Below are 18342 nucleotides of genomic sequence, written 5' to 3' on the forward strand. Positions count from 1 at the left end.
CTTTAGCCCGCAATGGGGCACATATAGGGGCTTGTTATAGCATAACCGTAAGCTGCGATCACCTTGCAAAGTGTGCTGCTTCGATTACGAATAATATGTATCATACGGAGATTATTACCCACACACGTCTATACGGAATCTTCGATGTTAAAAATTTTTAATACACTGACGCGCCAAAAAGAGGAATTCAAACCCATTCATGCCGGGGAAGTCGGCATGTACGTGTGTGGTATCACCGTTTACGATCTCTGCCACATTGGCCACGGACGCACGTTTGTCGCTTTTGACGTTGTCGCGCGCTATTTGCGTTTTCTCGGTTATAAGCTGAAGTATGTGCGTAACATTACCGATATCGACGATAAAATTATTAAACGCGCCAATGAAAACGGCGAAAGTTTTGTCGCGCTGGTCGACAGAATGATTGCGGAAATGCATCAGGACTTCGACGCGCTGAATATTCTGCGTCCGGACAGCGAGCCGCGTGCGACGCACCATATTCAGGAAATTATCGAGCTCACCCGCACCTTAATCGAGAAAGGGCACGCCTATGTGGCGGATAACGGCGATGTGATGTTCGATGTACCGACCGATCCGACTTATGGGCAGCTTTCCCGTCAGGATCTTGAGCAGCTTCAGGCGGGCGCGCGCGTAGATGTCGTTGACGTGAAGCGTAACCCGATGGACTTCGTGCTGTGGAAAATGTCGAAAGAGGGCGAGCCGAGCTGGCCGTCGCCGTGGGGCGAAGGGCGTCCGGGCTGGCACATTGAATGTTCGGCGATGAACTGCAAGCAGTTGGGCAACCATTTTGATATTCACGGCGGCGGTTCTGATCTGATGTTCCCGCACCATGAAAACGAGATTGCCCAGTCTACCTGCGCGCATGACGGCGAATACGTCAACTACTGGATGCACTCCGGTATGGTGATGGTGGATCGCGAGAAGATGTCCAAATCGCTGGGCAACTTCTTTACCGTGCGCGACGTGCTGAAATACTACGATGCGGAAACCGTGCGCTACTTCCTGATGTCCGGGCATTACCGTAGCCAACTGAACTACAGCGAAGAGAACCTCAAGCAGGCGCGCGCCTCGCTGGAGCGGCTATACACTGCATTGCGTGGAACGGATAAATCAGCGGCCCCGGCGGGCGGCGAGGCGTTTGAAGCGCGTTTCGTCGAGGCGATGAATGACGATTTCAATACGCCGGAAGCCTACTCCGTCCTGTTTGATATGGCGCGTGAAGTCAACCGTCTGAAGGGCGAAGATATGACCGCCGCGAATGCGATGGCGTCTCATCTGCGGAAGATTTCCGGCGTGCTGGGACTGCTGGAACAGGAGCCGGATGTTTTCCTGCAAAGCGGCGCGCAGGCGGATGACGGTGAAGTTGCGGAAATTGAAGCCTTGATTCAACAGCGTCTGGATGCCCGTAAAGCGAAAGACTGGGCGGCGGCGGACGCGGCGCGCGATCGTCTCACTGAAATGGGTATTATTCTGGAAGATGGCCCGCAGGGCACCACCTGGCGACGTAAGTAAGCGCTTTTACAGGCCGCTCTATTTGCATAGAACGGCCTGTTTTTTATTTTTTCGCGCCGGGCGAAAGATAAACACACACCGACTCCCCCAGATTCTGATGTTCACACCCGGGCATTGCCCGGCTGTAATGGGCAATAAAGCGGATGACGCTGTCGCCGCTGTTTAGCCCCACATTTCCTTTTCGCAGCAATTCTGCTGGCTGATCGTCGGTGAAAACGTTAGGGGTGAACAGTTTTGCGCCTAATCGTTCAAAAGTGCCAGCACTAACGATAGAGGGTTGATAACCCTGAAGCTGCAACCAGCGGCGGGCATCATTACGTGACCAAACCTGCGCATCGTTTGCTCGCGCAAACACTTCGAGAAGCCAGCCATTCGAATTCTGATAAGGGCCGGAAAAAGGCCACGCAATCAGGTTATAGCGGGGACTGTGGAAGAGATTGAGTTTGATAGCGCTATGTAAGAGCGTTTGTAATGCCGTCGCGATATCTGAACGCGGGCGCAAAACGGCAATGCTCTGATTCACCAGGTCATCAGCCAGAAACTCATACAGACCTTGTATATAGAGCGCTGATTCAGCGGTTCCGCAAGTATTCAGATTATGGTAAACCCGCCAGTCTCCGTTTGGCTCGCGCATGGCATAGCCAGCATGTGACCAGGTTAAATGTCGGCTCGACATATCTTGCCCCTGGCGAACCAGAATGACGACCGGATCGGGTTGACTGTTAAGCTGTTGTTTGAGCTGTAGCGCCTGATCCATTGTCGCTGCGATGCTCTCCGGCGTGTTTGCTTTTTGGTGACAGTTAGCACTGTCTGCATAAGCGTTGAGCGAGATTGCGCTGAGCCAGAGGGCAAACGCGAATCGCTTCATTTGGCCGGTACCGTCTGGTTGCTGGAAAGTCCTGCGTCGTCCTGATTTACCATATGGGCAAGGACTTTGCCCTCTTTTTTCAAATAAGCGCCGGTGCCTTCCTGCGTTTTTTCCAGAGTGACTTTATCACCTGCTTTGAGGTTGCCTTCTTTGACGACATTTAGCGGAACTTGCATTTTAATGTCTTTGTTATCGGGAGACTTAGTGGTTATCAGCGCGGTTTTTTGCTTTTTATTTTCGACAACAGATCCAATGATCAGGTTGAGCGGCAGCAGTACGGGGGAGAGTATAATTCCGCTAACCAGTGCGGAACTGCCCACGCTGACAACCGCAGACGATGCCGCATACCAGCCAGTGGCAGACATTTCTTCGCTATAGCTGGCGTGGGAAAATGAGAAACAGACGACCGCGGCGGCGAATGTCATTTTATTCATATTGATTCCTTTTAATATGCGTTTTAAGTACCCATAGAAATAACACTAAAATACTTCCCGGCAACCACACCCACAGCAATTCTGAGAGAATGACCTGATGTCCATACGGCGTGATGTAGCTTGAAAGCGCGAACGGCGCGACTTTAATCACCTGCCATGGGGCAAAGAAACGTTCATCTGACCACGGCCACAGCCAGCCGACGCCTTTACCACCCGTGGTTATCGAATCCAGCAGGCTGTGCGACAACAATGAAACGGTTAAAAACAGCCAGCAGCGCACCTGCCCCGCTCGAAACCATCGTCGTCCCGCGAGTACGCACAACAGGGGGAGGACGAATGCGAAAAGTAAAGAGTGGGTAAATCCGCGATGGCCGAAAACGTTGCCGTAGGCGATGCCAAATTTAAAGGCCAGCACGTCGGCATCGGGGAGCATCGCCAGCACAACACCGGCAAACAGCAGGCGAGGAGGGATAACTTTCAGGCCTAAGCCTGCGCCAAAACACAGGGGAACGGCGGCGTGGGTGATAACGGTAGGCATAGCGATGGTTCACAGGGAAATAGCCATGCTAGCAGTTGGAACGCAGAGGATTAAGTGGATGATTATCTGAAAAGACAGCGTAATCAGGCCGGATAAGACGCTTTGCGTCGCTATCCGGCACTCTGTATCAGGCCACGACGTTCACACTTTGGCCTTCAAAGCTAACGGTTTGCCCGGCGACAATTTTGCAGCGTTTACGCGTTTCAACCGCGCCATCAACCTTCACCAACCCGTCGGCAATGGCGATTTTCGCCTGTGCGCCGCTTTCGCTCCAGCCTTCCAGCTTGAGCAGATCGCACAGCTCGACGTGCGGGTGCTTGCCTAAAGAGAATGTCGCCATGTTATTTTCCTTGTGGATCGTGATATTCAATGCACGCCTGCAGCGTGTTTTCGATAAGCGTAGCGACCGTCATCGGGCCGACGCCGCCCGGTACTGGCGTGATGTATGACGCGCGCGCCGCGGCTTCGTCAAACACGACGTCGCCAACGACCTTGCCATTTTCCAGACGGTTAATACCGACATCAATCACAATTGCGCCTTCTTTAATCCATTCGCCGGGAATAAAGCCCGGTTTACCTACGGCGACAATGAGCAAATCAGCATGCTCGACATGGTGACGCAGATCTTTGGTAAAGCGGTGCGTAACGGTAGTCGTACAGCCAGCCAGCAGCAGCTCCATGCTCATCGGGCGTCCAACGATATTGGACGCGCCAATGACCACCGCATTCAGGCCGTAGGTATCAATATTGTAACGCTCAAGCAGGGTCACAATACCGCGGGGCGTACAGGGACGCAGGCGCGGCGCACGCTGGCACAGACGACCGACATTATAAGGATGAAAACCGTCTACGTCTTTATCTGGCGCGATACGCTCCAGCACTTTAACGTTGTCGATGCCTGCCGGTAAAGGCAACTGCACCAGAATACCGTCAATCGTGTTATCTGCATTCAGAGTATCGATAAGCGCCAGCAGTTCGGCTTCGCTGGTGGTTTCTGGCAGGTCATAGGAGCGGGAGACGAACCCCACTTCGTCGCACGCTTTACGTTTGCTTGCGACATAAATCTGTGAGGCCGGATTGCTGCCGACCAACACCACAGCCAGGCCGGGAGCGCGAAGTCCTGCTGCGACGCGTGCCTGAACTTTTTGAGCAACCTCAGATCGCACCTGCTGCGCAATCGTTTTACCGTCAATAATCTTTGCTGCCATCAGAGAGAAGATTCCATCTGTTACTTCAAGTCAAAGGGGATGACGCTATTTTGTCAGAAGCGGGCCTCGCTGTCAGTTAACGTTTGTGTTTCCGATGCAAACGCGACGTCTCCCCCGTCTGTTGACGATACTGAGACGTGACCCGTAAGCGAGCCATGATTAACCAAAAAGAAACAATTCATCACCCTGGTTATGGTTACCGTAATCCCTCGCCGTTAATAGCATCGGGCGGCATAATGCGACATTTTATACAAAATAAGATTAGACCCTTCTTATATCCCAATAAGAATTAGCTTAGGTCATTAAAAGAGTTTGCGGCTATTTTTTATTTAGCGAAATGTTTAATTTATTACCGTGACGAAATGTCATATTCGCAAAGATTAATTACTGCGTCTGATACTCAGGGGAGAAACAGAAAACTAATTAATCTGCGATATCTATCTTTACAGGATGCAGAGATAACTTTTCTGACATGCTATGTCGATAATAATTCAAACGGAGCCGACAGGATGCCGAAACCGGGTGTGTGTAATTCAAGGGAAATCCATGAAACATAAATTAATGACCTCTACTATTGCGAGTCTGATGTTTGTCGCTGGCGCAGCGGTTGCGGCTGATCCTACTCCGGTGAGCGTGAGTGGCGGTACTATTCATTTCGAAGGTAAACTGGTTAATGCAGCCTGTGCCGTTAGCACTAAATCCGCCGATCAAACGGTGACGCTGGGTCAATACCGTACCGCCAGCTTTACGGCGATTGATGATACGACCGCGCAGGTGCCTTTCTCCATCGTCCTGAATGACTGCGATCCGAAAGTGGCGGCTACCGCTGCCGTGGCTTTCTCTGGTCAGGCAGATAACACCAACCCTAATTTGCTGGCTGTCTCCTCTGCGGACAATAGCACCACCGCAACCGGCGTCGGGATTGAGATTCTTGATAACACCTCCTCACCGTTGAAACCGGACGGCGCGACCTTCTCGGCGAAGCAGGCGCTGGTTGAAGGCACCAATACGCTGCGTTTTACCGCACGCTATAAGGCAACCGCCACCGCCACGACGCCAGGCCAGGCTAATGCCGACGCCACCTTTATCATGAAATACGAATAATCCCGTCTGGGAACGCCAGGGAAGGGAGGCGCCTCAACGGAAGAGGCTATCGGGGATAAAAGAGAACATAGCAGATGATAAGGAAAGGCGCGGCGCTAGTGGGGCTTGTTTTGATGTCGCCCGTTATTGCGCAGCCGGTAATGGTGGAGAGCGGGCGTATTCACCTGCGCGGACAACTGGTCAATGGCGGCTGCGCTGTCGCCACAGAAAGCCAGGATTTGCGCGTACTGATGGGACAGTACCGCACGAATGCGTTTACCGGTCCTGGCAGCTTCGCTCCCGTCAGCGTTCCATTTTCGTTACGGTTAATCTCCTGTAGCGCGGAGGTCTGGCGTCATGTCGGCATTGCGTTTGCCGGCGTTACGCCTGCGGAAGATCCCCATGTTTTTCTGGCCAGCGGCGAGGGTATCGGTAATGCCGGAATCGGCCTGGCATTATTTGATGACCAGCAGCGGCAAATCATACCTAACACGTTACCGCTTCATTACACGCCCATTTTAACGTCAGAAATGACTTTGCATTTTACTGCCCGCTATCGGGCAATTTCAGAAAATATGACGCCGGGACGAATTCATTCAGAAGTGTGGTTTACGCTGGTTTACCCATGAATTTTCTTGCCGACGTGACTCAATGCAAAAGGTATTTTTTACCATGCTGAATAGTATAAAATTAGGCTTTATTGTTCTTCTCACGTTATTTACTTCGCTGAACGTACAGGCGGCGGGGGGGATTGCATTAGGCGCCACGCGTGTTATTTATCCCTCGGCGGCGAAACAGACTTCTCTGGCAATCAGTAATAGCGATACTCAAGAACGTTACCTCGTCAATTCATGGATCGAAAATAGCGCCGGGCAGAAAGAAAAAACGTTTATCGTTACGCCGCCTTTATTCGTCAGCGAACCCAAAAGCGAAAACACGCTGCGTATTATCTACGCCGGGCAACCGCTACCCGGGGATCGGGAGTCGTTATTCTGGATGAACGTGAAAGCCATCCCGTCGGTCGATAAAAGTCATATTGAAGGAAAAAACGTTCTGCAACTGGCGATTCTGTCGCGCATCAAACTGTTCGTGCGTCCGGCGAATTTGCCGCAGACGCCGGAAGACGCGCCGACCTTGCTGAAATTTTCCCGTGTCGGCAACCATCTCAAGATAACCAACCCATCTGCTTATTACCTCACGCTGGTCAATATCAGCGTGGGCGCGAAAAAGATTGATAACGTGATGATCGCGCCAAAAAGCGACATGCAAATTCCCTTACCGACTGGCGCGCAGGGCAGCGTGACATTTCAGACCGTCAATGATTACGGCGCATTGACGTCGGCGACAACGGCCAGTCTCGGTTAAGCAGAGAGCGTGAAGCCACACGAGAACACGATGAAGAAGACAACCTGGTTTGCAGGGCGATTTCCCGGCTATGTATCACCGTTAAGCGGCGTGGCGCTGTCGGTGTTGGCGGCGCTGTGTCCGCTGACGAGCCGCGGCGAAAGTTATTTCAACCCTGCGTTTTTGTCGGCGGATACCGCGTCCGTGGCGGATTTATCTCGCTTTGAAAAAGGTAATCATCAGCCGCCCGGTATTTACCGGGTGGATATCTGGCGTAACGACGAATTCGTAGCGACGCAGGATATTCGTTTTGAGGCGGGCGCCGTGGGCGCCGGCGATAAATCCGGCGGCCTGATGCCTTGTTTTACACCGGAGTGGATTAAACGGCTGGGCGTGAATACCGCGGCGTTCCCTGTCTCAGATAAAGGCGTCGATACCACGTGTATTCACCTTCCTGAGAAAATCCCGGGCGCGGAGGTCGCGTTTGATTTTGCGTTGATGCGCTTAAATATTAGCTTGCCGCAGGCGTCATTGCTCAACAGCGCGCGTGGCTATATCCCGCCGGAAGAGTGGGATGAAGGGATACCTGCCGCACTCATCAATTACAGTTTTACCGGTAGCCGCGGAACAGACAGCGATAGCTATTTTTTGAGTCTGCTGAGCGGGTTGAACTATGGCCCCTGGCGGCTGCGTAATAACGGAGCCTGGAACTATTCGAAAGGGGACGGCTATCATTCGCAACGCTGGAACAACATTGGCACCTGGGTACAGCGCGCCATCATTGCGCTAAAAAGCGAACTGGTCATGGGGGACAGCAATACCGGGAACGATGTTTTCGACAGCGTCGGCTTTCGCGGAGCGCGGCTGTACTCTTCTGACAATATGTATCCCGATAGCCTGCAGGGCTACGCCCCCACGGTCAGAGGGATCGCCCGGACGGCGGCAAAGCTGACGATACGACAGAACGGGTATGTTATCTACCAAAGCTATGTGTCGCCGGGCGCGTTTGCGATTACCGATCTTAATCCTACCTCTTCCAGCGGCGACCTTGAGGTGACGGTAGATGAAAAAGACGGTAGCCAACAACGTTACACGGTGCCTTACTCTACCGTTCCGCTATTGCAGCGTGAGGGCAGGGTGAAGTATGACCTGGTGGCCGGGGATTTTCGCAGCGGCAATAGTCAGCAGTCTTCGCCATTCTTTTTCCAGGGAACGGTGATTGCCGGCCTGCCTGCGGGGCTGACGGCTTACGGCGGTACGCAACTTGCCGATCGTTACCGTGCCGTGGTGGTCGGGGCGGGGCGAAATTTGGGCGACTGGGGAGCCGTGTCGGTCGATGTCACACATGCGCGTAGCCAACTGGCAGATGACAGCACCCATCAGGGGCAATCGTTGCGTTTTCTGTACGCCAAATCGCTGAATAATTACGGGACGAATTTTCAATTGCTGGGTTACCGCTATTCCACACGCGGATTTTACACCCTGGATGATGTGGCATATCGCAGTATGGAAGGGTACGACTACGAATACGATAGCGACGGACGCCGCCATAAAGTGCCGGTGGCGCAGAGCTACCACAATCTCCGTTACAGCAAAAAAGGCCGCTTTCAGGTCAATATTTCGCAAAACCTGGGGGATTACGGGTCACTGTATCTTTCCGGCAGTCAACAAAATTACTGGAATACGGCGGATACCAATACCTGGTATCAACTGGGATACGCCAGTGGATGGCAAGGCATAAGTTATTCGCTGTCATGGTCGTGGAGCGAGTCGGTGGGGATCTCAGGCGCCGACCGCATTCTGGCATTCAATATGTCCGTTCCGTTTAGCGTTCTGACCGGACGGCGCTATGCGCGCGACACTATTCTTGATCGTACTTATGCCACGTTTAACGCCAACCGCAACCGCGACGGCGACAATAGCTGGCAGACCGGCGTGGGCGGCACGCTTCTGGAAGGACGTAATCTGAGCTACAGCGTGACGCAGGGGCGTAGCAGTACCAATGGTTATAGCGGCAGCGCCAGCGCTAGCTGGCAGGCGACGTATGGCACGCTGGGCGTGGGATATAACTACGATCGCGATCAGCATGACTATAACTGGCAACTTTCCGGCGGCGTGGTCGGTCATGCGGATGGTATTACGTTTAGCCAACCGTTGGGCGATACCAATGTCTTGATTAAAGCGCCGGGAGCGAAAGGCGTGCGCATCGAAAACCAGACCGGCGTGAAAACGGACTGGCGGGGCTATGCGGTAATGCCCTACGCCACGGTATATCGCTATAACCGCGTCGCGTTAGATACCAACACGATGGACAACCATACCGATGTCGAAAATAACGTTAGCAGCGTAGTGCCGACAGAGGGCGCGCTGGTGCGGGCTGCTTTTGATACGCGGATAGGCGTAAGGGCAATCATTACCGCGAGGCTTGGCGGACGTCCGTTACCGTTTGGCGCGATAGTACGAGAAACCGCCAGCGGCATTACCAGTATGGTCGGCGATGACGGGCAAATTTATCTGAGCGGCTTGCCGCTAAAAGGTGAATTGTTCATCCAGTGGGGAGAGGGGAAAAACGCACGTTGTATCGCCCCTTACGCCCTGGCGGAGGATAGTCTGAAGCAGGCGATTACGATAGCCAGCGCGACCTGTATCCGTCCGGCGTCATAAAAGGAAAAATAGAGATGAAAATATACTCAGCGCTATTGCTGGCGGGGACCGCGCTCTTTTTCACCCATCCCGCGCTGGCGACAGTTTGCCGCAATTCAAACGGGACGGCGACCGATATCTTTTACGACCTGTCAGATGTTTTCACCAGCGGCAATAATCAGCCGGGACAGGTGGTGACGTTGCCGGAAAAATCAGGTTGGGTCGGCGTAAACGCGACGTGCCCGGAGGGGACAATGGTAAATTATACCTACCGAAGCTATGTATCAGAATTACCGGTACGAAGCACCGAAGGAAATTTTAAATACCTCAAACTGAATGACTACCTTCTGGGCGCGATGAGCATCACCGATAGTGTCGCTGGCGTATTTTATCCGCCCCGTAACTATATTCGCATGGGCGTCGATTCTAACGTGTCGCAGCAAATGCCGTTTGGCGTGCAGGACTCAAAGCTGGTTTTTAAATTAAAAGTGATACGGCCTTTTATTAATATGGTGACGATCCCTCGCCAGACAATGTTTACCGTCTATGTGACGACCTCTACCGGCGACGCGTTGAGCACGCCGGTGTATACCATTAGCTACAGCGGCAAAGTGGAAGTACCGCAAAACTGTGAAGTGAATGCCGGACAGGTCGTGGAGTTTGATTTCGGCGATATCGGCGCGTCGTTATTTAGTCAGGCGGGGGCGGGTAATCGTCCGCAAGGCGTCACGCCGCAAACGAAAACCATTGCTATCAAATGTACCAACGTCGCGGCGCAGGCCTATTTATCGATGCGGCTTGAAGCCGAAAAGGCCTCAGGGCAGGCGATGGTGTCCGATAATCCGGATTTAGGTTTTGTAGTTGCTAATAGCAACGGTACGCCGCTCACACCCAATAATTTGTCGAGTAAAATTCCGTTTCATCTTGATGATAACGCCGCCGCTCGCGTAGGTGTTCGCGCCTGGCCGATCAGCGTGACGGGGAATAAACCGGTGGAAGGGCCGTTTACTGCGCGCGGCTATCTACGAGTCGATTATGATTAAGGAGGTATAATGATCCTTCGGCGCGTTTTCATCACTATTGGTTGTGTTTTGTTCAGCCCGCTGAGTCAGGCCAACTCATCTCTGGGCGAAGTGAATATTGAACTGCGCGGTAACGTGGTGGATTTTACCTGCGCCGTGGTGGCGGGCGACAGTAACAAATCGGTTAACCTCGGCACCTGGCCGACAAAACAGCTTCACGCCGCCGGGGACGCTACACAACCAGTAGCCTTTAGCCTAAAGCTTGAAGGCTGCCCGCCGGGGTCGGCGTCTATAACGTTTTCCGGGACGCCAGCGCCCGGCACGGCATTACTGGCGCTTGCTGATACGGCAATGGCGCAAAAACTGGCGATTGAAATTCGCGATGGCGATCAACGTCGATTGCCACTTGAACAGGCCAGCAAGGCCGTTGATATTGACAACAACGGCAATGCTACCCTGAAATTCTATGCGAACTATATCGCCTTAGCCGATGGCGTGCAGCCCGGACTTGCTAACGCGGATGCGACCTTCCTGATCAATTACAATTAGTGTCCGTTATTGTGGCTCCCGAACGATAATTCGTCGGGAGTACCTTTACAATAATTCGTGTGATTTGGCGTAATCGATAAGCTCAACGATAGAGTGAAGGCCAAGTTTAGAAAATATATTGGCCTTATGCGCGCTGATAGTCTTGTTACTCAATAAAAGTTGCTCGGCAATTTCTTTGTTAGACATTCCATTGGCCAGATAGCGCAGCACGGTAACTTCGCGGTTAGATAGTGGCATATCATGGTGCCCGCCTTTGGGGGGACGGGTATTACTGATGAAATTAAGCGTCTCAGATGGGAAAAAAGAATAGCCGGATAAAATCATTTTTACCGCATTATAAATATCATTGAGGTCTTTGCGTTTACTTACAAATCCGTTTGCGCCCGCTCTTATTGCTCTTCCGGCATAAAAAGCCTCTGATTTTGACGATAAAAAAAGTATCCGGGTATGTTCCTGGATAGATTTGATTCGTTTAAGTAAGGTAAAGCCGTCGGTGCCCGGTAATTCAATATCCAGAATGACAAGGTCAACAGGATAAGTGCGCAGATACTCTATCGCTGTTCGGCTATCATCCGTTTTCAGGACAACCTGGATATTGCTATTTTTACCGAGTAAAACTTCGATCGACATTCTTACAATAGGGTGTTCGTCCATAATGATAACAGATGCAGGTTTCATTGTTGTATGCCTCAGACTGTTATGCGTCCTTCGTTTTAGAATAAGCGTCAGACACCTTAAAGATTGTGAAATAGCCAGATCTACACACCACACAGTGGAGCAATAATAAAGAATGAGACCTCCCTGTTGACTGGCTATTTTGCGTAAGAGTAATAAATATGTGGAATATCCATTTCGCACCAACAAAAAAGAAATTTCTGATTAAGTAAAAACAATATGGATTATACCTGGTCTGATTTCTCGGAAAAGTCTTGCGAAATGCGAATTATGGATAGCGGGTAGGATGTTCTGTGGCGTTATAGAAAATTTGTTCGTGGTAGAGCTATTTTCTTTAGAGTTGACATTGAGTAGTTTAAACTGTTGTTTTTAAGTATAAAAATAATATGAAAGACTAATTGTTTAGTATTTGTTATGTAATAACAGAAACATGTTTACGCTGGAGACCTCAAAAAACGAGGAGGAACAGGGGACGGTGTAAGAAAAAAATTTTTATCGCTTACCAGGACGAGTTGTAAATATTAATTTTATGTGAAATATTTACATTTAATGGAAGTGAAAATAAGTAATTTCTTAAAAAATCTTATTCACCAAAACGTTACTTCGTTAAAAAATGTCGTGGAAAGTAACGTTTAGCTGCTGGATCAGCCGAAGAAAGCTTTGCCTGTGGGGAAGGTTAAGGAGGGTGATAAGTTGTTTAATCCGGTAAACCACACGATGATAAGGTACGCTTTGCTGCCGTGCTATTTCTTTTAAAGAGGCGCCTTGCGCTAAAGTTTCAATCATCAACCAGTCAGTACGGCTAAAGCTTTCCGATAAGCGAGGTTCGGCGGCTGATAACAAGGCTTCGCGTACAGAGGCCAGATTTTGTCGTCGCGACAGGACAAAAAAACGCCCAGCCATACGGATAAACTGAGCTATAGCGGGGGTTTTATCTGATACCAGCAGGTAAATCTGGATATCGCTTTGTTGCCAACTGAGCGCGCGTAGCTGGTTAAGCGCCTCAATACAGGAGACAGGTAGCGTCTCCATATCTACAATCAGTTGTCTGAGCGACCCCTTTTCAATCCACAAAGAAATGTCATCTAATGAGCGGAATGCAGCGGTACGTTTTCCGGAAAATAAGTAATGACTCAGCGAATAGCCGAGGTAGTTGTCAGTTGTAATTATTGCCTGAGAAATGATACCAACCGGCAAGGCATAATTAAGCTGTTGGTTCAGTAACTCAAGGCGATCAAATATCTGCGGCGTTGGAGAGTGATAACGGCAGGCGCAGTCTTTGGCATTTCTTAAACGGCGGTGTCTTTCCCTGCGTGGTACGCTGCGCATCCTGCTTTTTCCATTGCTCTAATATATATCTGGTAATATGGCTGGCCATAAATAACCTTGTCCCATCGTTGCACCAGCGTAAAAAGCAATGCTTCGTTGCTCTGATGTTTCAATGCCTTCCATCAGCATTAACTGCTGAAAAAAAACTTCGCTATCATGTTCTGACGGAAGTTGCGTCAGAACCTCATAGCCGATTAATTGCGCAGTTGAGAGATGAACGATTGGCTCAGATTTTAACAATCCGCTGTTGAGATATAAATGACGTGTTGGCGAAGACGCCAGGTGTGGGGGATTTATCCTTTCCTTTAATAAAGTACCCTGTGCCACCAAACACTCCTCCAGGCATTTATGATGCAGCCATATATTTTTGACCCCTGAATCTATCAGGATATTATGGGCATCATTGTGGCAGCGTTAAAAAAATGCCTGTAGGTATCGTTACTTAATTATTGGTGAGATATTTCGTAAGCCTTGTAAAAAGTTAAGTGAGTTTACTTACTGAGTAAGAAATGAAGGTTGACTCTAATATACTTTAAAAACTGCTGCTCCGTTTTAACATGTAATTTGCGCATAATGCTCCGGCGGAGTGACTTTGTCTGCTCTTCAGAAAGTGAAAGTAAAGCAGCCGTTTCGCTTAAATGATAACCGCTGGCGATCAGTTTTAACAGGTGACGTTCTGTTACTGAAAAATGACGAGTCGTGCAGTAGTGGCAAATGCCAGAAGGGACGCTATGTCGAAGCGCTCGCTTATGTAAGATCAATATCATTTTCCGGGTAATTTCTTCAACATCATCTTCCCGATAAATATGCGGCAGCATATACAGACATGGTCTGAACATGAGCTTTTCTTTATCGCATTTATTACAAATAATCACCCGTAGCTGATGTTGGGTATGCATAGGTATCTGGTAACAACCTGCGCTGAACCAATCATCATCCAGGGCCAGAAAAGCGATATCGGCATTATCTATCTCTTCTGGCGGCAGAAAGTCAATTTTCTGCTGCCATTGATTCGCCAGACGCGTCATGATGATTTTCAACCCATGCTCAAAGTGACTGTTTTGTTCCTTAATAGCGATACTCAGCATAAAAAATATCCTACACGGCAGGTGAATCATGGTGAAATATTAAAGAAACTGATTGATTATCTAAATACTGGCGGCCTTAATTCCCACTTTATGCGTGCTGAGATGTGTCCAGGCGATTTCCTGGAACCTGGCATTGCGCCAGAAAAGACGATATTCGTACACTTAGTCAGCAACCAGAACAAAAGCCATTGACTCAGGAGTGCCTGACCGTATAATTCTCGCGTTTCGTCTACACGAAGTCTTCACTTCACAAGGCGCCCTTAGCTCAGTTGGATAGAGCAACGGCCTTCTAAGCCGTGGGTCGCAGGTTCGAATCCTGCAGGGCGCGCCATCTAAAAATCAACGCGTTACGCTTCTTTATTCCCTCCTTATTTTCCATATGGGACATATTTGGGACATCATCACTGAAAATCGAGTCAATTTGCTTCGCGTGTTCCGTTAAATGGTTCGGCGCAAGGTGAGCATATCGGCGCACCATCTCGATGCTCTCCCATCCTCCCATTTCCTGCAGAACAGAAAGCGGTACTCCGGACTGAATTAGCCAACTGGCCCACGTGTGCCTCAGATCGTGGAAACGGAAATCCTCAATTCCAGCCCGGCGGCAAGCTGCATTCCATGCTCGCTGGTCATCGACGCGCATCTTTCTGATAGTCGGCGTCTTTGAGCCATCGGGACGGATGCCTTCTTTCGTATGCACGAACACCCATTTATGATGCTTACCAATCTGGTCACGCAGAACCTTACAGGCCGTGTCATTCAGCGCTACGCCAATAGCGCGGTTTGATTTGCTATCCTCAGGGTTAACCCAGGCAACCCGACGCTGCATGTCGATTTGCTGCCATTCCAGATTGATGATGTTCGACCTTCTGAGGCCGGTTGCCAGCGCAAACTTAACGACCGACCTCAGCGGCTCCGGACATTCATCAATCAGCCTTTTCGCCTCTTCATGCTCAAGCCACCGAACGCGCTTATTTCTCACTGACGGTATCTTGATCAGCCATTTCCAGTCACGTTCTGCCGCCCGGAGAATGGCCTTCATCAGTGCGAGGTGCTTTGCCTTTGTCGATGTAGTGACCGGCTTTGGCTCAAATACTGGCGCTTCTTTACCCTTTCTCTTGGCAGATTCAACTTTCTGCTGCCATATCTCCTTTATCTTCCTGTTTTGCATCCTGCTCACCGCGGCGTAAATCTTCGCCTCAGTGATATCCTTTATCCTTACTCCTTCAAAATGCTCAAGCCAGAATCCCATCCGGCCTTTATCGGTATCGAGCGATTTCTTGTCTGCTTTCTCTTCCAGCCAGCGGAGGCATGCTTCTTCAAAAGTCACTTCAGGAAAGTCGCCGAGCCTGTCTACTCGCCAGAGTTCAGCCTTTCTTTTGTCGTGCAACTCCTGAGCTTGCCGCTTGTCCGCTGTCCCTAGAGATTCCTTAATTCGCTTCCCGCCCGGGAGCGAGTACGAGGCGTACCATATTTCACCTCTACGGAAGATTGACATTTATTTCCCTCTTTAAATGCATCACCCGCGCTCACGTCGACAGTATGCAGCGGTGAATTGAGTGCCGCAATGCATGCTTGTCTAGTGGTTAGGTAAGGGGATTTCGGTTTGGTGGGGTCTTTACGTGTTGCCTGTAGTCGGCCTGTGCGAATCCAGTTGGTGGCGGTAGGTCTGGATATTTTGAGAAATGCACAGGCCTCATCGAGTGTGAGACTTTGTGATTCCATAGTTACTTTCCTAATACTGAAGCGAGAAGAGCAATCTCTACAAGAAGCTCAATAAATCCGAAAATTGCTATACCTGCGTAAACCGCGCCATCAATATCCCCGCGGCGACAAAGATAGGTGGCACTGATAACAAGAACCATCATTCGCTCCATAAAACAAAACCCACCGTAGCGAGTTCAGATAAAAGAAATCCCCGCGAGTGCGAGGATTGTTATTGCTGCGGTGGTTCCGGCAGCGGCATCCAGTCGGTTACATTGCGGCTATGCGTTTCGAAGAACTCCTCACCATTGCGGACGACATCAAAAAACTCACCGTCTCGATATTGCGCATAAAGAACGAATGCGCCATCACATAAAATAATTACGTGCTGACCATCATCTGGCATTCGCTCACTACAGCTTATCCAACCACCCGGACTTACCGGAGAGTTGCCATTCACATCGAAATTTGGCTTTGCGTCCTGAACCAGAAGGATATAGCCATTCTTTGCTGTGTCCAGTTCTGATACCTCGGTTACGGTGCCGAAATAGCGATTCCCGGCATCAGCATCGCAGGTGCTGACATCAATGGACACCTCTATGCCTTCGATTAATTCTGGCAACTTGTAAGTTTGGCTTACAGGTTCAGCACCCTGAAGCATGGCGGCGCGAGTGTTCCACGCCTTCTCTGCCTCCTCCGGAGTGGTGAACCCAAATGCCTGGAGGTTACAGTCTCCATTTTTGTTACCGCACATGATGATGTAACCTTCCATATCACCATCAGGGTAGTGTTCAGCCGGTGATCCGCAGAATGGGCATGGAAGCAGGCCGCTATCATCAGGTTGAATCGCCACAGGTTTAACAGACACCTCAGAGTCATTTAAGATGACTTAAAGAGAGGTGCCCATGAGCGGTAAGCGTTATCCCGAAGAGTTTAAAATTGAAGCGGTCAAACAGGTTGTTGATCGTGGTTATTCTGTTTCCAGCGTTGCAACACGTCTTGATATCACCACCCACAGCCTTTACGCCTGGATAAAAAAGTACGGTCCGGATTCTTCCACTAATAAAGAACAGTCAGATGCTCAGGCTGAGATCCTCCGTCTCCAGAAGGAGCTGAAGCGGGTTACCGACGAACGGGACATATTAAAAAAGCCGCGGCGTACTTCGCAAAGCTGTCCGACTGAGGTACGCCTTTATCCGTGACAACACCCGTTGCTGGCCTGTTCGCCTGCTCTGTCGGGTGCTGGATGTTCATCCCAGTGGCTTTTACGCCTGGCTTCAGCAGCCGCATTCACAGCGAGAGCAGGCGAACCAGATGCTGACCGGGCAGATCAAACAGTTCTGGCTTGAGTCAGGCTGCGTCTATGGTTATCGCAAGATCCACCTCGATCTGCGTGACACCGGGCAGCAGTGTGGGGTGAACCGTGTCTGGCGGCTGATGAAGCGGGCCGGCATAAAGGCTCAGGTCGGATACCGGAGCCCGCGGGCACGCAAAGGTGAAGACAGTATCGTGGCGCCTGACCGACTCCAGCGGCAGTTTAATCCGGATGCTCCCGATGAACGTTGGGTAACGGACATAACCTACATCCGAACCCACGAAGGCTGGCTGTATCTGGCCGTGGTTGTTGATCTGTTCTCCCGGAAAGTTATCGGCTGGTCAATGCAGCCCCGGATGACCAAAGAGATCGTCCTGAATGCGCTTTTGATGGCCTTGTGGCGGCGTAATCCGCAAAAGGCGGTGCTGGTTCACGCTGACCAGGGCAGTCAATATACAAGCTATGAATGGCAGTCGTTTTTGAAATCACACGGCCTGGAAGGCAGTATGAGTCGTCGTGGTAACTGCCACGATAATGTGGTCGCAGAAAGCTTTTTTCAGCTACTAAAACGTGAACGGATAAAGAAAAAGATCTACGGAACGCGGGAAGAAGCCCGCAGCGATATTTTTGATTACATCGAAATGTTTTATAACAGTAAGCGTCGGCATGGTTCGAGCGATAAGATGCCACCGACAGAATATGAAAACCGATATTACCGACGACTCGAAAGTGTCTAGATTATCCGTGGCAACTCAGCCTGATACTGGATATGGCTTAGATATAGCTTCGGTAACTATCTGAACTAATTCAGCATTCAGTGAGCGGCCATTCGATTTAGCTCGCTGTTTCAGCTTTTCCTTTAATTCATAAGGTAGCCGCAGATTAAATTGCGGGTCATCTCTTCCCATTTCTGATGCCTCACTTTTGTAAGTGGATCGGCATCATTTGATCTACTGGTTATATCCACAATAAGACCACAGTGGTATTAATGACGCATTGCCGTAGCTACGCTGCG

Annotated in this window: 20 protein-coding genes, 1 tRNA gene and 2 pseudogenes; 9 read left to right on the forward strand and 14 right to left on the reverse strand. The window is 50.4% G+C overall.

All coding sequences use genetic code 11. From position 1 onward, the window contains the following. The first annotated feature begins 144 nt into the window (after positions 1 to 144). Entirely contained in the window at positions 145 to 1530 is a 1386-nt protein-coding gene (gene cysS / locus NAZ64_RS08290) for a cysteine--tRNA ligase (protein ID WP_000912377.1), read from the forward strand. Between the two features lie 43 nt (positions 1531 to 1573). Here cysS and NAZ64_RS08295 read toward each other — a convergent pair whose 3' ends face one another. The 5 genes from NAZ64_RS08295 to folD all read right to left on the reverse strand — a co-directional run bounded on the left by NAZ64_RS08295 (position 1574) and on the right by folD (position 4578). After that, on the reverse strand, positions 1574 to 2398 hold the full coding sequence (locus NAZ64_RS08295; protein WP_001529075.1) for a DUF2145 domain-containing protein: 825 nt from the start codon (positions 2396 to 2398) through the stop codon (positions 1574 to 1576). Then, positions 2395 to 2832: an STM0539 family protein gene (locus NAZ64_RS08300; protein WP_001038577.1), complete on the reverse strand. Its 438-nt coding sequence runs from the start codon at positions 2830 to 2832 to the stop codon at positions 2395 to 2397. The genes NAZ64_RS08295 and NAZ64_RS08300 overlap by 4 nt, the downstream gene beginning before the upstream one ends. Then, positions 2825 to 3370, reverse strand: a complete 546-nt coding sequence (locus NAZ64_RS08305; RefSeq protein ID WP_001143505.1) for a metal-dependent hydrolase — start codon at positions 3368 to 3370, stop codon at positions 2825 to 2827. The genes NAZ64_RS08300 and NAZ64_RS08305 overlap by 8 nt, the downstream gene beginning before the upstream one ends. 127 nt (positions 3371 to 3497) lie before the next feature. Next, positions 3498 to 3710: a ribosome-associated protein YbcJ gene (gene ybcJ / locus NAZ64_RS08310; RefSeq protein ID WP_000190278.1), complete on the reverse strand. Its 213-nt coding sequence runs from the start codon at positions 3708 to 3710 to the stop codon at positions 3498 to 3500. Between the two features lies 1 nt (position 3711). Continuing rightward, complete coding sequence (gene folD / locus NAZ64_RS08315; protein ID WP_000729165.1) at positions 3712 to 4578, reverse strand: bifunctional methylenetetrahydrofolate dehydrogenase/methenyltetrahydrofolate cyclohydrolase FolD; 867 nt, start codon at positions 4576 to 4578, stop codon at positions 3712 to 3714. 546 nt (positions 4579 to 5124) lie between these two features. Between folD and fimA the strand changes: the two genes are divergently transcribed. The 6 genes from fimA to sfmF all read left to right on the forward strand — a co-directional run bounded on the left by fimA (position 5125) and on the right by sfmF (position 11219). Next, on the forward strand, positions 5125 to 5682 hold the full coding sequence (fimA, locus tag NAZ64_RS08320) for a type 1 fimbrial protein subunit FimA (RefSeq protein WP_000681026.1): 558 nt from the start codon (positions 5125 to 5127) through the stop codon (positions 5680 to 5682). 74 nt (positions 5683 to 5756) lie between these two features. Beyond that, positions 5757 to 6290 (forward strand): type 1 fimbrial protein subunit FimI, encoded by a 534-nt coding sequence (gene fimI, locus NAZ64_RS08325; protein WP_000619614.1) that lies wholly within the window; start codon positions 5757 to 5759, stop codon positions 6288 to 6290. 43 nt (positions 6291 to 6333) lie between these two features. Beyond that, positions 6334 to 7026: a type 1 fimbria chaperone FimC gene (gene fimC / locus NAZ64_RS08330; protein ID WP_001519112.1), complete on the forward strand. Its 693-nt coding sequence runs from the start codon at positions 6334 to 6336 to the stop codon at positions 7024 to 7026. A 30-nt stretch (positions 7027 to 7056) separates the two neighbouring features. Beyond that, positions 7057 to 9669, forward strand: coding sequence for a fimbrial biogenesis usher protein (locus NAZ64_RS08335; RefSeq protein WP_000754217.1), 2613 nt, complete (start codon positions 7057 to 7059; stop codon positions 9667 to 9669). Between the two features lie 14 nt (positions 9670 to 9683). Beyond that, entirely contained in the window at positions 9684 to 10691 is a 1008-nt protein-coding gene (gene fimH, locus NAZ64_RS08340) for a type 1 fimbria D-mannose specific adhesin FimH (protein WP_220569364.1), read from the forward strand. Positions 10692 to 10700: 9 nt separating this feature from the next. Continuing rightward, positions 10701 to 11219, forward strand: coding sequence for a fimbria assembly protein (gene sfmF, locus NAZ64_RS08345; protein ID WP_000603410.1), 519 nt, complete (start codon positions 10701 to 10703; stop codon positions 11217 to 11219). Between the two features lie 45 nt (positions 11220 to 11264). Here sfmF and fimZ read toward each other — a convergent pair whose 3' ends face one another. The 4 genes from fimZ to fimW all read right to left on the reverse strand — a co-directional run bounded on the left by fimZ (position 11265) and on the right by fimW (position 14311). Then, positions 11265 to 11897: a fimbria biosynthesis transcriptional regulator FimZ gene (gene fimZ / locus NAZ64_RS08350; protein ID WP_000801272.1), complete on the reverse strand. Its 633-nt coding sequence runs from the start codon at positions 11895 to 11897 to the stop codon at positions 11265 to 11267. A 603-nt stretch (positions 11898 to 12500) separates the two neighbouring features. Continuing rightward, positions 12501 to 13223 (reverse strand): fimbria biosynthesis regulator FimY, encoded by a 723-nt coding sequence (fimY, locus tag NAZ64_RS08355; protein ID WP_024797972.1) that lies wholly within the window; start codon positions 13221 to 13223, stop codon positions 12501 to 12503. 18 nt (positions 13224 to 13241) lie between these two features. After that, positions 13242 to 13553: a hypothetical protein gene (locus NAZ64_RS08360; protein ID WP_000226491.1), complete on the reverse strand. Its 312-nt coding sequence runs from the start codon at positions 13551 to 13553 to the stop codon at positions 13242 to 13244. Positions 13554 to 13714: 161 nt separating this feature from the next. Then, a complete protein-coding gene (gene fimW / locus NAZ64_RS08365) occupies positions 13715 to 14311 on the reverse strand; it encodes a fimbria biosynthesis transcriptional regulator FimW (RefSeq protein ID WP_000948629.1) in 597 nt (198 codons plus the stop codon). A 254-nt stretch (positions 14312 to 14565) separates the two neighbouring features. Between fimW and NAZ64_RS08370 the strand changes: the two genes are divergently transcribed. Continuing rightward, positions 14566 to 14642, forward strand: a tRNA-Arg gene (locus NAZ64_RS08370). A 21-nt stretch (positions 14643 to 14663) separates the two neighbouring features. Here the strand turns inward: NAZ64_RS08370 and NAZ64_RS08375 are convergent. The 4 genes and pseudogenes from NAZ64_RS08375 to NAZ64_RS08390 all read right to left on the reverse strand — a co-directional run. Continuing rightward, a pseudogene (locus NAZ64_RS08375) lies at positions 14664 to 15806 on the reverse strand (tyrosine-type recombinase/integrase); the annotation flags it as partial. Further along, positions 15728 to 16033, reverse strand: coding sequence for a helix-turn-helix domain-containing protein (locus NAZ64_RS08380; protein WP_134944950.1), 306 nt, complete (start codon positions 16031 to 16033; stop codon positions 15728 to 15730). The gene NAZ64_RS08380 and the pseudogene NAZ64_RS08375, both read right to left, overlap by 79 nt. Positions 16034 to 16035: 2 nt before the next feature. After that, positions 16036 to 16176, reverse strand: coding sequence for a hypothetical protein (locus NAZ64_RS08385; protein WP_153266261.1), 141 nt, complete (start codon positions 16174 to 16176; stop codon positions 16036 to 16038). Between the two features lie 68 nt (positions 16177 to 16244). Then, positions 16245 to 16880, reverse strand: a complete 636-nt coding sequence (locus tag NAZ64_RS08390) for a DUF551 domain-containing protein (RefSeq protein ID WP_220569363.1) — start codon at positions 16878 to 16880, stop codon at positions 16245 to 16247. Between the two features lie 37 nt (positions 16881 to 16917). On the opposite strand from NAZ64_RS08390, the gene NAZ64_RS08395 reads away from it, so the two are divergent. Further along, positions 16918 to 18064, forward strand: a protein-coding gene (locus NAZ64_RS08395; RefSeq protein ID WP_220569362.1) for an IS3 family transposase whose coding sequence is annotated in 2 segments (ribosomal slippage) — positions 16918 to 17165 and positions 17164 to 18064 — 1149 coding nt in all. Because the reading frame shifts where the segments join, the coding sequence is not laid out codon by codon here. An 18-nt stretch (positions 18065 to 18082) separates the two neighbouring features. Here the strand turns inward: NAZ64_RS08395 and NAZ64_RS08400 are convergent. Next, positions 18083 to 18235 (reverse strand): annotated as a pseudogene (locus NAZ64_RS08400) (Arc family DNA-binding protein); the annotation flags it as partial. Between the last annotated feature and the right edge of the window lie 107 nt (positions 18236 to 18342).

The organism is Salmonella sp. A1325, from assembly GCF_056991255.1.